At 35.9% G+C, this 15,583-nt stretch carries 14 protein-coding genes; 12 read left to right on the forward strand and 2 right to left on the reverse strand.

All coding sequences use genetic code 11. The features are described from left to right. Nucleotide 1 precedes the first annotated feature (1 nt). The 12 genes from C7377_RS08265 to C7377_RS08320 all read left to right on the forward strand — a co-directional run bounded on the left by C7377_RS08265 (nt 2) and on the right by C7377_RS08320 (nt 13,891). Entirely contained in the window at nt 2–1,696 is a 1,695-nt protein-coding gene (locus C7377_RS08265) for a dipeptidase (protein WP_116496883.1), read from the forward strand. A 137-nt stretch (nt 1,697–1,833) separates the two neighbouring features. After that, nucleotides 1,834–2,184 (forward strand): 50S ribosomal protein L19, encoded by a 351-nt coding sequence (gene rplS, locus C7377_RS08270; RefSeq protein ID WP_116496884.1) that lies wholly within the window; start codon nt 1,834–1,836, stop codon nt 2,182–2,184. 75 nt (nt 2,185–2,259) lie between these two features. After that, entirely contained in the window at nt 2,260–3,075 is an 816-nt protein-coding gene (gene ispE, locus C7377_RS08275; RefSeq protein WP_116496885.1) for a 4-(cytidine 5'-diphospho)-2-C-methyl-D-erythritol kinase, read from the forward strand. A 76-nt stretch (nt 3,076–3,151) separates the two neighbouring features. Beyond that, nucleotides 3,152–4,549 carry a class II fumarate hydratase gene (gene fumC, locus C7377_RS08280; RefSeq protein WP_116496886.1) on the forward strand — a complete coding sequence of 466 codons (1,398 nt, stop codon included), beginning with the start codon at nt 3,152–3,154 and terminating at the stop codon, nt 4,547–4,549. Between the two features lie 118 nt (nt 4,550–4,667). Continuing rightward, nucleotides 4,668–5,318, forward strand: coding sequence for a GNAT family N-acetyltransferase (locus tag C7377_RS08285; RefSeq protein ID WP_116496887.1), 651 nt, complete (start codon nt 4,668–4,670; stop codon nt 5,316–5,318). 2 nt (nt 5,319–5,320) lie between these two features. After that, nucleotides 5,321–8,089, forward strand: a complete 2,769-nt coding sequence (gene uvrA, locus C7377_RS08290; protein WP_116496888.1) for an excinuclease ABC subunit UvrA — start codon at nt 5,321–5,323, stop codon at nt 8,087–8,089. A 39-nt stretch (nt 8,090–8,128) separates the two neighbouring features. Next, nucleotides 8,129–8,947 carry a 3-deoxy-8-phosphooctulonate synthase gene (gene kdsA, locus C7377_RS08295; protein ID WP_394336366.1) on the forward strand — a complete coding sequence of 273 codons (819 nt, stop codon included), beginning with the start codon at nt 8,129–8,131 and terminating at the stop codon, nt 8,945–8,947. Between the two features lie 2 nt (nt 8,948–8,949). After that, on the forward strand, nt 8,950–9,432 hold the full coding sequence (locus C7377_RS08300) for an SPOR domain-containing protein (protein ID WP_116496889.1): 483 nt from the start codon (nt 8,950–8,952) through the stop codon (nt 9,430–9,432). 102 nt (nt 9,433–9,534) lie between these two features. Then, nucleotides 9,535–10,884 (forward strand): NAD-dependent succinate-semialdehyde dehydrogenase, encoded by a 1,350-nt coding sequence (locus tag C7377_RS08305; protein ID WP_116496890.1) that lies wholly within the window; start codon nt 9,535–9,537, stop codon nt 10,882–10,884. An 11-nt stretch (nt 10,885–10,895) separates the two neighbouring features. Then, nucleotides 10,896–11,945: an AI-2E family transporter gene (locus C7377_RS08310; protein WP_116496891.1), complete on the forward strand. Its 1,050-nt coding sequence runs from the start codon at nt 10,896–10,898 to the stop codon at nt 11,943–11,945. A 12-nt stretch (nt 11,946–11,957) separates the two neighbouring features. Next, nucleotides 11,958–12,830: a GRP family sugar transporter gene (locus C7377_RS08315; RefSeq protein ID WP_116496892.1), complete on the forward strand. Its 873-nt coding sequence runs from the start codon at nt 11,958–11,960 to the stop codon at nt 12,828–12,830. Nucleotides 12,831–12,877: 47 nt separating this feature from the next. Further along, the gene (locus C7377_RS08320; protein ID WP_116496893.1) at nt 12,878–13,891 is read left to right on the forward strand and encodes an adenosine deaminase; all 1,014 of its coding nucleotides are present in this window, start codon (nt 12,878–12,880) and stop codon (nt 13,889–13,891) included. On the opposite strand, the gene C7377_RS08325 is transcribed toward C7377_RS08320, so the two are convergent. Together C7377_RS08325 and C7377_RS08330 are read right to left on the reverse strand one after the other, a co-directional pair. Continuing rightward, a complete protein-coding gene (locus C7377_RS08325; protein ID WP_116496894.1) occupies nt 13,888–14,637 on the reverse strand; it encodes a shikimate dehydrogenase family protein in 750 nt (249 codons plus the stop codon). The two genes, C7377_RS08320 and C7377_RS08325, sit on opposite strands and share 4 nt — an antisense overlap. 3 nt (nt 14,638–14,640) lie before the next feature. Further along, nucleotides 14,641–15,579 (reverse strand): DUF368 domain-containing protein, encoded by a 939-nt coding sequence (locus C7377_RS08330; protein ID WP_116496895.1) that lies wholly within the window; start codon nt 15,577–15,579, stop codon nt 14,641–14,643. Nucleotides 15,580–15,583: the final 4 nt, after the last annotated feature.

A 15,583-nucleotide genomic window follows, 5' to 3' on the forward strand; every position in this document is an offset into this window, starting at 1 on the left:
AATGAAGAAATTTAGCATTTTAAGTATATTTTTTATACTTAGCACTGTGGCAAGTTTTGCTTGTACTAATTTTCTATTTACCAAATCAACCACCACTGATGGTTCTACTATGATAACCTATGCAGCTGATGCTCACGTTATTTATGGTGAACTTTACCATTGGCCGGCAGCTGACTATCCTGAAGGCACTATGCTAGATGTAATAGAATGGGATACAGGTAAATTTCTTGGGAGAATTCCGCAAGTAGCACACACTTACAATGTTGTAGGTAATATGAATGAGCACCAATTAGCTATTGGAGAGACCACCTATGGCGGACGCAAAGAGCTTTATCATCAGGATGGAGCAATTATCGACTACGGCAGTTTAATTTACATCACTCTTCAACGCGCAAAGTCAGCACGTGAAGCAATAAAAACTATGGCTAATTTAGTCAAAGAACATGGTTATTACAGTAGTGGTGAGTCGTTCTCTATAGCTGATAAAGACGAAGTTTGGATTATGGAGTTAATTGGTAAAGGGAATGAAGAAAAAGGGGCTGTTTGGGTAGCACGGATGATTCCTGATGGCTACGTAAGCGGACACGCTAATCAGGCTCGTATTACTACTTTCCCACAATCAGGAAATACTGTTGCTACTTCAGATAATATTGATGACATTTTCAATAAAGAGGTAACAACTGTATATTCTTCTGATGTGATTTCTTTTGCTAAAAAAATGGGATTCTACCCACAAAATGCTTCTGATAAAGACTTTAGCTTTTCTGACAGCTATGCACCTGTTGACTTTGGAGGTGCAAGATTCTGCGAATTACGTGTTTGGGCGATGTTCAATAAAATTACAGATGGAATGGATCAGTATTTTGAATATGGTAAGGGCGATATAAAATATGATGACAAAGGCTATGCGACTAATAGAATGCCTCTTTGGGTAAAGCCAAACAAAAAAGTAGATCCTAAAGACGTTATGGATTTGATGCGTGACCATTTAGAAAATACTGAGTTGGATATGAGTAAGGATGTAGGTGCAGGTCCTTTTGGCAATCCATATCGATGGAGACCAATGACTTGGGAGGTTGATGGTGTTAAGTATTGCCACGAACGTACTACCAGCACACAACAAACAGGCTTTTCTTTTGTATCTCAGTCACGTAACTGGTTACCAGACGAAATTGGCGGTATTATTTGGTTTGGAGTTGATGACACTGCTTTTACTTGTTATTTCCCTATGTACACCTCTGCTACAGATGTTCCTTATGCTTTTGCAGAAGGAAATGGTGACATTATGGATTTTACTAATGAATCTGCATTTTGGGTTTTCAATCAAATTTCAAATTTTGGATATACTCGCTATAGCTACATCCACCCGGAGGTAAAAGCTAAACAAGATGAGACAGAACGAGGATTTCTAGAAGATATTAAAACTATCGACAAAAATGCAAAATATCAGTATGACCAAGGCAATAAAGCTGGTGCAGTTCAATATTTGACCAGTTACTCTAAGAGACAAGGAAACGCAATGGTTGATGATTGGAGAAGATTCTATGGCTATTTGTTTGCTAAATATATGGATGGAAACATTAAAACAAAAGTGCCAAATAAAAAGAACCCTAAGGTTGAACAACCTGGATATAGCAATGAATACTATAAAAGCATCATAGAGCAAACAGGTGACAAACTGAAAATGAAAGAGTAAATTTTAAACGCTTCATTGGTAATTAAAAGAAAGTTTATTACCTTTGCCGACCTGAAAAATCGTGTGCAATCTCTTACAGTTAGTCCGTAATATTGCACCTCGTGAAACAAAATAGAAATTACTAAAAGTAGAAAGAAATGGACTTAATTAAAGTAGCCGAAGAGGCATTTGGAGGCGAATTAAACCACCCAAAATTCCGTAGTGGTGACACTATTAGTGTACATTACAAAATCAAAGAGGGTAACAAAGAGCGTATTCAGATTTTCCGTGGAGTTGTTATTCAAATCTCAGGAGAAGGAAACAATAAACGTTTCACAGTTCGTAAAATGTCTGGAAATATTGGAGTAGAAAGAATTATTCCGATAAACTCACCAGCCATTGAAAAAATCGAACTTAACAAAAGTGGACGTGTACGTCGCTCAAGACTATTTTACCTACGTGAGCGTACTGGTAAAAAAGCAAGAATCAAAGAAAGAAGAATGGTATAATTTTAAATACCAACTCAACAATACAAAAAAGGGAAAACGCATTAGTTTTCCCTTTTTTGTTTTACTTTTGTAACTATGATTAGCTTCCCCAATGCAAAAATAAATATCGGACTCTATATTACTGAAAAACGAGATGATGGTTACCATAATATAGAGACGATACTCTATCCTATACCTCTTAAAGATGCACTAGAAATTCGCAAAAGCAAAACTGGTAAAACCAACTATCAGAATTCAGGAATCAAAATTGATGATATTGATTATGAGCAAACATCGGTGATGAAAGCTTATCATCTTTTGAGAGAACGTTATTCTCTCCCTCCTATTGATATTATATTGTATAAAAATATTCCATATGGAGCAGGTCTTGGAGGAGGATCTGCTGATGCCGCGTTTATGCTAAAACTGCTCAATCAATATTTCAATTTAAATTTGACAGTCGAAGAACTCGAAAGCCATGCAAGTGAATTAGGAAGCGATGATCCATTTTTCATAAAAAACACACCACAACTAGCCACTGGCAGAGGTGAAAATCTTAAAGAGGTTTCTGTTGATTTAAAAGGACACTATTTAGTGCTGTTAAAGCCCGACATTTTTATCAGCACAGCGACTGCGTATAAAAATACAGTTCCTAAATCCTCTAATTTTGATTTAAAATCTGTAGATCAATTGCCTATTGCTGAATGGGAAGAAAATATCAAAAATGATTTTGAAGATGGATTGTTTCTTCAATTCCCACTGTTAGAAGAACTTAAAAGCGAACTTTACAGAAATGGTGCTATTTACGCTTCTCTTTCTGGTAGTGGTTCATCTATCTATGGAATATTTGAATCTAAGCCCCAATTATCGACACTTTTGAAAAATAATTTACTCTGGCAAGGATTACTATAATCCAATTCGTTTTTTCTTGAAAAATTCGCTAATTTTGAGAGCGTATTTATAACATATTAATAAAAACTATATCATTATGAGTTATCGAATAGAACATGACACTATGGGTGAGGTAAAAGTGCCTGCTGATAAATATTGGGGAGCACAAACACAACGCTCTAAACAAAACTTTCCTATTGGAGCTCCAGCTTCTATGCCTAAAGAAATTATTCATGCTTTTGGCTACTTAAAAAAGGCAGCAGCCTATGCAAATGCTGAACTAGGAGTTCTTCCCGAAGAAAAAAAAGATCTTATCGCAAAAGCGGCTGATGAAATCATAGAAGGTAAGTTAGACGACCAATTCCCTTTGGTAATTTGGCAAACAGGTTCAGGAACGCAGTCTAATATGAATGTGAACGAAGTCGTTTCTAATCGTGCTCACGTATTGGATGGTGGAAAATTAGGAGAAGGTGATAAGAAAATTCACCCTAATGATGATGTAAATAAATCACAATCATCTAACGATACATTCCCAACTGCAATGCATATTGCTGCATACAGAATGCTAATCGAAACAACCATTCCCGGAGTTGAATATCTCAGAGATTCCTTGCAGAAGAAGTCTGAAGAAATGAAAGATGTAGTGAAAATAGGACGTACGCACTGGATGGATGCGACTCCTCTTACTTTAGGTCAAGAGTTCTCTGGCTATGTTGCTCAAATCAACTTTGGATTGAAAGCTTTGAAAAACACTTTAGCTCACTTATCACAGTTAGCATTGGGCGGAACAGCTGTAGGTACTGGATTGAATACTCCAAAAGGTTATGATGTAAAGGTTGCCGAGTACATCGCAAAGTTCACAGGACAGCCTTTCCAAACTGCTGAAAATAAATTTGAAGCTTTAGCCGCACATGATGCTATTGTAGAAAGCCACGGAGCATTGAAACAATTAGCAGTAAGTATCACAAAAATTGCTAATGACATACGTCTAATGGCTTCAGTACCACGTTCTGGAATTGGTGAACTCATTATCCCTTCCAATGAGCCAGGTTCTTCAATTATGCCGGGAAAAGTAAACCCTACACAGGTTGAAGCTATCACTATGGTTTGTGGACAAATTATTGGTAATGACACTGCAGTATCCTATGCTGGAACTACAGGACATTTTGAATTGAACGTTTTCAAGCCAATGATGATTGCTAACTTTTTACAGTCGGCTCGGTTATTAGGTGATGCTTGCCGTGCATTTACAGACAACTGTGTGGCTGGTATTAAACCAAATGAAAAACGCATCAAAGAACTCTTAGAAAACTCATTGATGTTAGTAACTGCTCTAAATACACATATCGGTTATGAAAAAGCAGCGAAAATTGCTAAAAAAGCACATGCTGAAGATACTACATTGCGTGAGGCTGCTATTGAATTAGGTTTCTTGACTGACGAGGAATTCACAGCTTGGGTAGATCCTAATAAAATGATTGGTAATTTAGAGTAATAAAATATAAATCGACACATTGAAGGGTGGCAATATTTTGTATTGTCACTCTTTTTTATTCATCTTTTTTTCAAAAGAATGATTACCTTTGTTTATTACAACCATTTTTAAAAAATATATGATAGACGCTTCCTTTTGGGGTATTCCTGTTGTTGAGTGGATTGGCTATATAGCCTCTGTTTTTGTTCTTATTTCTTTGATGATGTCGTCAATCTTGCGTTTACGCATTATCAATTTAATTGGTGCATTAATTTTTTCTATTTATGGACTACTGATAGAATCCTATCCTGTTGCGATTATGAATTTCCTTATCGTGCTTTCAAATATTTACTATTTGTACAAAATGCGCAAGATTAAGGAGGAATTTACAATTTTAGAAGCAAGTCCGAATAGTACATTTATGGGACGCTTCATTGAATTAAATTATAAAGAAATAAAACGTTTCTTTCCTAAATTCATTTTTAACAATGAGGTTCATAATATTAGTTTCTATATTCTTAGAAATATGAATGTGGCCGGGCTTTTTATTGCTACACATTACAATACGAATACATTAAAAGTAGTTTTAGATTATGTAAGTCCGGAATATCGCGACTTTAAAATTGGAGACTATATTCATCACCAACTTGTCAAATATTTCTTAGCAAAAGGCTATCGCAAACTTTTATGCGACACCAGTAATGCCAAACACATCAACTATCTATTGAAGATGGGCTACAAAAAGGAGGTTATCAATAATCACACTGTATATATAAAAACGTTAGGATAAGGATGACAGATAGTATTCATGTAAAAGGTGCACGTGTCCACAATCTTAAAAATGTTGAAGTTAAAATCCCTCGCAATAAGTTAGTCGTTGTTACGGGTGTTTCCGGCTCAGGAAAGTCATCTTTGGCTTTTAACACGCTTTATGCTGAAGGACAAAGACGCTATGTAGAGAGTTTATCTTCTTATGCTCGTCAATTCCTTGGACGTATTGATAAACCTGAGGTAGATTTCATCAAAGGAATACCACCGGCGATTGCCATTGAGCAAAAAGTAAATACTAAAAATCCACGTTCGACAGTAGGAACTTCGACTGAAATCTATGACTACATAAAATTGCTTTATGCTAAGATAGGAATAACCTACTCTCCTATCTCAGGCAATCCTGTAAAACGTCACAAAGTTGAGGATGTCGTTAAAGCTATTTTATCAAAACCGAATGATACGAGTTTACTCATTTTAGCACCAATTCAACTACCCGAAGAACGAACTTTAGAACAGCAGCTACAATTGCTAATGCAACAGGGTTTTTCGAGAATAGCAAAAGATTCAGGCGAAGTCGTTAAAATAGAAAACTATTCCGATACTGACATTCCCTTACTAGTCATTGACAGAATAAGGGTAAATGACGAAGAGGGTCTACACGAACGAATTGCAGACTCTGTGCAGACAGCATTCTACGAAGGTGATGGCTCTTGTGTTATTCAAGATATGAAGTCACAAGAAAAAGAAATATTTTCGAATAAATTTGAAGCTGATGGGATAACTTTTGAGCAACCAACAGTGGATACTTTTAGCTTTAACAATCCCATTGGTGCTTGTCCTACTTGTGAAGGTTATGGTAAAGTGGTAGGCATAGACCCCGATTTAGTAATTCCTGATAAAAGTCTGAGCGTTTATGAGGAAGCTATTTATTGCTGGCGAGGTGAGAAAATGAGAAAATGGAAAAATGAATTGGTTCGTAATGCTCATCACTTCGACTTTCCTATACACACTCCTTATTACGAGCTCACTGAGGAACAAAAAGAACTACTTTGGACAGGAAATGAGTATTTTAAAGGCATCAATGCATTTTTCAAGCGTTTGGAAGAGAAGCAGTACAAAATTCAATTTCGAGTGATGCTCTCCCGATATCGTGGAAAGACACTTTGCCCGGAATGTAAAGGTACACGTCTCAAAGAAAGTGCTTCATACGTAAAAGTTGGAAATACTGCAATTACTGATTTGGTAAATTTACCAATTGTGCGTTTGCTTCCATTCTTTGAAAAATTGGAACTTAATGAATACCAAACAAAAATAGCTGAGCGGATACTTGTAGAAATTACCAAACGTTTACAGTTTCTTTTGGATGTTGGCTTAGGTTATCTTACGCTTAACCGTCTATCCTCAACGCTTTCTGGTGGAGAAAGCCAACGAATTAATCTTGCCACTTCGTTGGGTAGCAGTTTAGTGGGCTCATTGTATATACTAGACGAACCCAGTATAGGACTGCACTCTAAAGATACTGAAAGACTTATAAAAGTGCTGAAACAACTTCGTGACTTAGGAAACACTGTTGTTGTAGTGGAACATGACGAAGATATCATAAAAGCTGCTGATGAAATTATTGATATAGGTCCTTTGGCAGGAAGACTTGGAGGCGAAATTATCTTCCAAGGAGACCAAAAAGCTTTAAAAAAAGCTGACACTTTAACCTCTAAGTATATGAGAGGGGAAATGTCGGTCCCACTACCCGATTTTCCTCGTATTTGGACAGATTATCTTTCCATCGAACATGCTGTGATGCATAATTTAAAGAATTTATCCGTTAAATTCCCTTTAAACACATTAACTGCAGTTATTGGCGTAAGCGGATCAGGAAAATCAACATTGATTCGAGAAGTTCTAGTACCTACATTCAACAAAGTAAAAGGGCTCGGTGTTGATTACTACAAAAATAAGTCAGGAAGTTCGCTATCCGGAGATATTAGTCGGTTAAGTACCTTAGAATTTGTTGATCAAAATCCTATCGGGAAATCTTCACGTTCTAATCCTGTCACATATATTAAAGCGTATGATGAAATTAGAACCTTATTTGCTTCTCAGAAATCTGCTAAACGAGCCGGCATGAAACCTGCACATTTTTCGTTCAATGTTGATGGAGGACGTTGCGAAGAGTGCCAAGGAGAAGGAGAAATACAAATAGAAATGCAATTTATGGCTGACGTAAGACTCACTTGTGAAAGTTGTAACGGTAAGCGTTTCAAAGATGAAGTCTTGGATATTAAATATGAAGGCAAAAATATTTATGATGTTTTAAAGATGACCGTCGAAGAAGCCATTGACTTTTTCGGTAAAAATGAACAAGGAACCCAAGAAAAGAAAATCATTAGTAAACTACAAGTTCTTTCTGATGTTGGCTTAGAATATGTCCGTCTAGGTCAAGCATCGAGTACGTTGAGTGGTGGCGAAAGCCAACGTATCAAATTAGCATTCTTCCTTACTAAAGAGCGAGCAGAACCGTCACTATTTGTTTTCGATGAACCAACGACAGGACTTCATTTCCACGACATCAATAAACTTATGAGTGCTTTAAATTCGCTGGTGGATAGAGGACATACGGTTATCGTAATTGAACACAATATGGACGTTATTAAAGCCTCAGACTGGATTATAGAATTAGGTCCCGGAGGTGGCGAAGAAGGCGGTAAACTGGTATTTGCTGGAACTCCGAAGGATTTAGTGAAATGTAAGGACTCATACACAGCTCCTTATTTAGCCGAAAAATTAAAGTAGAAAATCGTTACATTTGTAACAGACAAAAAGATCAATTTTATGTTAGATTCATTGACAAAAATAAAACACAAAGAAAGTGGAAATTTCTTTTTAATTGCGGGGCCCTGTGCTATAGAAAGCAAAGAAGTTGTCGAAGAAACCGCTTCTGAGATTCAGAAAATTACAGACAAACTGCAAATACCTTGGATACTGAAAGGTTCTTATAAAAAAGCCAATCGCTCTCGAATAGATTCCTTTACAGGCATTGGAGATAAAAAAGCATTGCAAATATTAAAAGATGCCGGTGAAAAGTTTGACGTCCCTACGGTTACTGATATACACACGCCACAAGAAGCCTCAATGGCTGCTGACTATGTAGATGTATTGCAGATTCCTGCATTTCTTTGTCGCCAAACAGAACTTTTAGTTGCAGCAGCAAAAACAGGTAAATATGTAAACATCAAAAAAGGTCAATTTCTTTCTGCCGAAACAATGCAATTTGCAGTGCAAAAAATTCGTGACTCCGGCAATGAAAATGTAATGCTTACTGAAAGAGGAAATAGTTTTGGTTATCAAGATTTAATCATCGACTATCGAGGCATACCTATGATGCAAACCAACAACTGCCCCGTTATTTTAGACATTACCCATTCACTGCAACGGCCTAACCAAAGCAGTGGAGTAACGGGCGGACAACCGGAATTAATTGAGACTGTTGCAAAAGCAGGTGTTGCTGTGGGCGTTGATGGCATATTTATTGAGACACATCCTAATCCGGCAGAAGCACTCTCTGACGGAGCAAACATGTTGCCTTTGGCACAATTAGAAAATTTATTAGAGAAATTAGTTAAAATAAGACAAACTATTAAAAATTTATAGAGATGAAAAATGTATTTTTTTATGCACTCTTGTTAAGTGCTTTCCTTGCAACCTCTTGTGGGTCCACTAAAAAATCAAGAACTGATGATGATTTCTATGATTTCAACAAACAGGAACCTACCATAGAAGAGCCAACGACTACAGAAACAACTAATGATTATGATGTTGCAGCAGATGGAACTTATACGAAACCATCAAACGTATCTAGTCGATTTGAAACTGTGGAAATAGTACGAGGTGCTATTGATTATGATGCAAAATATTTTATCATTTTGGGAAGTTTTGCTAACGAAAATAATGCGAATCGTCTAGTAGGAACTCTAGCAAAACAAGGATTTGCCCCTAACATTTTGAAAGCCGATAATGGAATGTACCGTGTTTCAGGATACTATTTTAATGACGAAAAAGCTGCACGTATGGAAGTAGATGCTATTCGCGCTAAATATCCAGAATATGATGACTTATGGTTATTAATAAAAAAATAAGTAATTAAGCAAGACATTATAAAGGCCAATCTTTAATTTTAAAGACTGGCTTTTTTGTTCAATGAAAGTAATTACATTTGTATAAATCAATAATATAGCCCCATGAAATCAATAAATCCATACAACAACGAAGTCGTTTTTGAAAACACCGCAATTACTATCGAAGAAGTCAATAATGCGATTGATGCATCTCATAACGCTTTTCTAAAGTGGAGAACAACGTCAATGGAAAATAGATCTAAACTTTTTTCGAAATTGTCAGATGTATTAGAGGAGAACAAACAAAAATGGGGAAAGGTAATGACCTTAGAAATGGGAAAACCTATTTCTCAAGCTATCGCTGAAGTTGAAAAATGTGCTTGGGTATGTAGGTATTATGCTAAAAATGCAGACTCGCAATTAGCCTCTATGGAAATTGAAACAGATGCAACATACTCAGGTGTTCGCTATGATCCTCTAGGTGTAATCCTCGGAGTGATGCCTTGGAATTTCCCTTTTTGGCAAGTTTTACGATTTGCTACTCCTACGATTATGGCTGGCAACACCGCTTTGTTGAAGCATGCCAGTAACGTGACCGAATCAGCCAAATGTATTGCTGAAGCTTTTGAAAAAGCAGGTTTTCCCTCTGGAGTATTCACATTTCTTCCTATAGAAAGTGAAAAAGTTGAGGCAATTATTAAAAATCCTAAAGTAAAAGGAGTTTCTTTAACGGGCAGTAAGCCTGCAGGTGCTGCTGTTGCAAGCACTGCCGCTTCAGAAATAAAACCATCGCTGTTAGAGTTAGGTGGCAGCAATGCTTTAGTGGTTTTTGAAGATTGTGATATAGAAAATACTATAGGAACCTGTATTAATGCAAGATTTCAAAATACAGGACAAAGTTGTATCGCAGGAAAACGTTTATTAGTCCAAAAAAGCATTGCGACTAAATTTATTAATCTACTCAAAGAAAAGATAGAATCCCTCACTTCTGGAGATCCTCTAGATGAAAATACATATATTGGAGTAATGGTCAATAAAGAGGCTGCAGAAGAACTAAAAGAGCAACTCGACGATGCGCTAAATAATGGAGCAAAACTCATTACTGGTGGTAAATGCGAAGGAGCTTACTTGGAGCCAACATTAGTCACAGAGGTTACAAAAGCTATGCGTATATTCCAAGAAGAAACTTTCGGTCCATTACTCGCCTGCACTATATTTGAAGATGATGAGGAAGCCGTAGAATTAGTCAATCTTTCTAAATTTGGTTTAGGCGTAAGTTTATTCACACAAGATAAGCAACGCATTGAAAAGTTAATTCCACAACTTGACGAAGGAGCTGTTTTTGTGAACGAATTGGTGAAAAGCGACCCTCGTCTTCCTTTTGGTGGTGTGGGCATTTCAGGTTACGGCAGGGAACTTTCTCAAGAAGGAATTCTAGCATTTGTGAATAAGAAAACGATTTACATAAAATAAAAAAAAAGAGCATGGGACTAAGTAAAATACATATTTCAGCGGTTAAATTATTGCGTTTTTTAGGAGTTTTTATAGGGATAATCTTAATTCTTTACCATGGTTCTTCCATAGTTTTACCCCTAGTTGTTGCTATGGTTGTTGCAACACTATTAGACATTCCAATGAGCACGATGCAAAAATGGGGATTACCAAAATGGTTAGCATTAACCTTGTCTGTTTTGCTCATGATTGTTATTTTTTCTGCACTCATGTGGCTTACGGGCTGGCAAATAGACAATATTTCTAAAGATTGGGATACCATTCAAGAAAGAGCTTCTGAGAAGATTGACACTTTAATGGCTTGGTCAAAAGACACATTGGGAATTAATTTAGAATCCTATTTGAACAAAGAATCAGGACTGACTAAGAACTTACAAAGCTTCGCAACTAATTTTTTATCATCTTTTTCAAATGTAGTTTCCCAGTCCTTTATCATTCTTATCTACATCATCCTTTTATTGATGCAAAAAGAAATGTTCCATAATTTTTTCTATAAATTGGGTGCTGATAAGAATAAACCTACCATTGAGAAGATAATTAATAAATCTGGCGAGATGGTCAGTAAATATCTTCTAGGGAAAGCAAAATTGATGATTATTTTATTTGTCATTTATTACGGAGGATTTTTAATTGCTGATGTACCCTATGCATTATTTTTAGCTTTCTTTGCTTCGGTGTTTTCCATTATTCCTTATGTCGGAAACATTATTGGTGGAGGTTTTGCTGCACTATTGGCATTTATTTATTCAGGAACAACCGAAGGACTGCTTGTCATAGGTGTCGTCTCACTTGCTCAAATATTAGAAAACTACGTACTTACACCACTAATTATTGGTGAAGAAATTAATCTAAATCCGTTTATGACGGTATTTGGTGTGATAGTATTTGCTAGTTTATGGGGTGTAGTAGGAGCAATTATTTCCTTACCTATAATTGCAGTTTTAAAAGTTATTTTTGAGTACACTGAAGGAATGGAACCTGCTCGTTATCTTTTAGAAGATAAAGAGGACTCCGATGATTAAAGTACTATCAGTATGATTTTTTTATTGCTAAGCATACTTTCTTCGACATTTATTTATTTAACGTTTAAACTATTAGATAAAAAGAATGTCAACACTTTGTATGCTATAGTGGTCAACTACTATTCGGCGACTGTCTTCGGATACATCACCTTGAGCAATGAATTCTCAGTTGCTGAATTTCTTGTAAAACCGTGGTTTGGTGGTGCTACTATTCTAGGCATATTGTACATTACCACGTTTGTTTTAATTGGAATAACAGCACAGAGGCATGGACTTTCTGTAGTTTCTGTAGCACAGAGAATGAGTTTAGTGATTCCAATTGCATTTATCATACTTTATTACAATGAACCCACTGGCATTTTAAAATTTTTAGGAATTTTATTGGCATTAGTAGCCGTATATTTAGTTTCAAGCAAAAACAAAGAGTTAAATGTAAGTGAACACAATCTCTTCTTGCCATTTGTATTATTTATTGGTAGTGGCGTCACAGAAACCTTAATAAAATACTTGGAAGAAAACTCTTTAGCTGAAAATGATATTGCTTTATTTTCGATGAGTATCTTTTTGTTTGCTGGAATTATTGGAACTGTTGTAGGTCTTTATCAATATATCGTCAAAAGGGTACGATTTACATATAAAGAAATCATTGGAGGATTATTATTGGGGATTCCTAATTATTTCTCAGTATATTTCTTTGTCTCGGCGCTGAAAAGCGATTTAGGCAGTACCGTTGTCTTTACGCTAAATAATGTGTCAATAGTTGTTGTTGCCACTCTGTTGGGCATTTCCTTTTTTGGTGAAAAACTCTTAAGAAAAAATTGGATTGGAATTATTTTAGCGATTATTAGTATTATTTTAATTGCAATAACCACAAATCAAATGTAGTTCCGCTCTTTTAACAACCAAATTCAAATATTTTTCTATTTTTGCTTATGGATTTATTAGAATATATTGAGAAAATTCCTAAAGCGGAATTGCACTTACACATAGAGGGCACTTTACAACCCGAATTGCTTTTAAAACTTGCTAAACGAAATAATGTATCTCTACCCTATTCATCTATTCAAAAAATCAAAGATGCCTATCAGTTTCAAAACTTGCAAGATTTTTTAGACATTTACTACGCAGGAGCTAACGTATTACGAACTGAACAGGATTTTTTCGACCTTACCTGGGATTATTTAGAAGATGCGCATCGTCAGCATATTATTCATGTAGAAATATTTTTTGATCCACAGACGCACACTGAGCGAGGTATCCCATTCTCAGTTATTATTTCTGGAATTCATAAAGCTATGGAAAGAGCCAAAAAAAATTTAGGAATCAATAGTCAGCTCATTCTTTCCTTTTTACGACACTTACCTGAAGAATCTGCTTTTAAAACTTGGGAAGAGGCAAAACAATATAAACATCTTTTTGTAGGCATTGGTTTAGATTCTTCAGAGTTAGGAAATCCTCCTAAAAAATTTAAGAATATCTTTGCAGAAGCCAAGAAGGATGGAATGAAATTGGTTGCACATGCTGGCGAAGAAGGTCCTGCATCCTACGTGAGGGAAGCTATTGATGTCCTCAATATTGATAGAATAGATCATGGTAATAAATGTTTAGATGACGAGAATTTAGTAACAGAAATCATTAAAAAAGGACTAGCACTAACTATTTGCCCACTCTCCAATATTGTTTTGAAAAACACTCCATGCATGGAGGAACACCCTATTTTAAAAATGTTAGAGAAAGGTTTAAAAGTTACCGTAAACTCTGACGACCCAGCGTATTTTGGTGGTAATTTAGTGAAGAATTTCGAGGCAATGGCAACGAATTTACCGCTAACAAAAAATCACGTTTATCAACTGACGAAAAATGCTTTTGAAGCAAGTTTTATTGATGAATCTTTGAAAGAGCAATACTTAAAGCAACTTGATGAATTTCACCACCAGTTTGCTTAATTGGTAAGATTCCAAAGCTCCCACGAACGCTCAGCTTGGTATTCTAACATATCGTAACCATTTTTTATGTGTGCACCATTAACTTTTCCTTTTTCTAAAAATTTTGTGAGATCAGGATTATAAACCAAGTCATACAAATAATGCTGAGCAGTTAAAAACTGATAAGGTATCTCGGGAAAGGTTTCTGTATTTGGAAACATTCCCAACGGCGTGGTGTTGATGATTAATTGACATATTTGGATAACCTGATTACTTAAATCCTTATAAGTAAGAATACTTTGACTAGTGGTGCGTGAGACAAATTTATAGGTAATGTCTCGTTCCTTCAATGCATAAGCGACAGCTTTGGAAGCTCCGCCGGTGCCTAAAATCAATGCAGTATTTATTTCCTGTGGAATAAATGAATCCAAAGATTTTCCAAATCCATAGCAATCAGTATTATAGCCAACAGTATAAGGCTTGTCAGCTCTCTGCTCAACCTTTATAGAGTTTACAGCTCCTATTTGCCGTGCTGACTCTTCCAATTCATCAAGATAGGGTATAATAGTTTGTTTGTAAGGTATCGTTACGCTCAGACCTTTAATCTGAGGATATTTTTGAAGAATTTCAGGAAATTTAGTTATTGACTGAATCTCAAAATTTCTAAATTCGGTTTTAATGTGCTCTCTTAGAAATCGTTTTTCAAAATATTCCTTCGAAAATGAATGTCCTAATGGATAGCCGATAAGTCCATAGATTGCATCCATAACTTAGTCTTTTTTGGAAATCGTTGCAACACGTTCTATGAATACAATCAATAAGAAGCCAGCTATAGCACAGACAATAGTTCCCAATAAATAATTATCTTCTTGCAGTAATTCGGAATAAGAGTATGGTGATATATTTCGTTCTACCAAAGGTTTCACTTCTCCATGACGGTCGGCAAAAGTACTTACAACCTCTTTCCAAGGCCAAACTTTGTTCAGTGAGCCAATCATAAAACCAGTTAAAACTGCGACTGTAGCATTATGAAACTTCTTCAAAAAATAGCCTAGTATGTTCGAAAATGTCACAATCCCAATGGCTGCTCCTCCCATAAAAATTGCCAGAACTTTTAAATTAAAAGTATCAATAGCATTCATGAGATAAGCATATTTCCCCATCATTAACAGGATAAATGCACCAGAAACACCCGGCAAAATCATTGCGCAAATGGCAATCATGCCACTTAGAAAAATAAACCATACGGTTTCGGGAGTAGAAGCGGGACTTAATTCTGTAATCAGGTAAGCTACAATAACTCCCAAAATCAATGCAATATAGGTTGCCTTATTCCATTGAGTTATCTTTTTACCGACTAACCAAGCAGACGCAATAATTAATCCGAAGAAAAAACCCCATGTCAGCAAAGGATGTTGAGCTAATAGAAACGTCATGATTTTAGCCAAAGAAAGGACACTCAAGCCAATACCAAAGAACAAAGCTAAAAGAAAAGGAAGATTAATAGCTTTTGAAAATGCCGTAAATTTACCTGAAAAAAGAAGTTTTAATGTGGCTAAGTTTATCGATTTTATACTGAAAATCAGTTCCTCATATATTCCAGTGATAAAAGCAATAGTACCTCCAGAAACTCCAGGGACTACATCAGCGGCTCCCATTCCCATCCCTTTTAAACTCACAAGGAGATAATCTATAAAATTGCGTTTCATCAAA

This window comes from Balneicella halophila (genome assembly GCF_003096835.1).
Lineage (GTDB): Bacteria > Bacteroidota > Bacteroidia > Bacteroidales > Balneicellaceae > Balneicella > Balneicella halophila.

Excerpts from the sequence above, each read along its gene's own strand:
- C7377_RS08265 (WP_116496883.1), top strand. The coding sequence starts at position 2 with ATGAAGAAATTTAGCATTTTAAGTATATTTTTTATACTTAGCACTGTG.
- rplS (WP_116496884.1), top strand. The coding sequence starts at position 1,834 with ATGGACTTAATTAAAGTAGCCGAAGAGGCATTTGGAGGCGAATTAAAC.
- ispE (WP_116496885.1), top strand. The coding sequence starts at position 2,260 with ATGATTAGCTTCCCCAATGCAAAAATAAATATCGGACTCTATATTACT.
- fumC (WP_116496886.1), top strand. The coding sequence starts at position 3,152 with ATGAGTTATCGAATAGAACATGACACTATGGGTGAGGTAAAAGTGCCT.
- C7377_RS08285 (WP_116496887.1), top strand. The coding sequence starts at position 4,668 with ATGATAGACGCTTCCTTTTGGGGTATTCCTGTTGTTGAGTGGATTGGC.
- uvrA (WP_116496888.1), top strand. The coding sequence starts at position 5,321 with ATGACAGATAGTATTCATGTAAAAGGTGCACGTGTCCACAATCTTAAA.
- kdsA (WP_394336366.1), top strand. The coding sequence starts at position 8,129 with ATGTTAGATTCATTGACAAAAATAAAACACAAAGAAAGTGGAAATTTC.
- C7377_RS08300 (WP_116496889.1), top strand. The coding sequence starts at position 8,950 with ATGAAAAATGTATTTTTTTATGCACTCTTGTTAAGTGCTTTCCTTGCA.
- C7377_RS08305 (WP_116496890.1), top strand. The coding sequence starts at position 9,535 with ATGAAATCAATAAATCCATACAACAACGAAGTCGTTTTTGAAAACACC.
- C7377_RS08310 (WP_116496891.1), top strand. The coding sequence starts at position 10,896 with ATGGGACTAAGTAAAATACATATTTCAGCGGTTAAATTATTGCGTTTT.
- C7377_RS08315 (WP_116496892.1), top strand. The coding sequence starts at position 11,958 with ATGATTTTTTTATTGCTAAGCATACTTTCTTCGACATTTATTTATTTA.
- C7377_RS08320 (WP_116496893.1), top strand. The coding sequence starts at position 12,878 with ATGGATTTATTAGAATATATTGAGAAAATTCCTAAAGCGGAATTGCAC.
- C7377_RS08325 (WP_116496894.1), bottom strand. The coding sequence starts at position 14,637 with ATGGATGCAATCTATGGACTTATCGGCTATCCATTAGGACATTCATTT.
- C7377_RS08330 (WP_116496895.1), bottom strand. The coding sequence starts at position 15,579 with ATGAAACGCAATTTTATAGATTATCTCCTTGTGAGTTTAAAAGGGATG.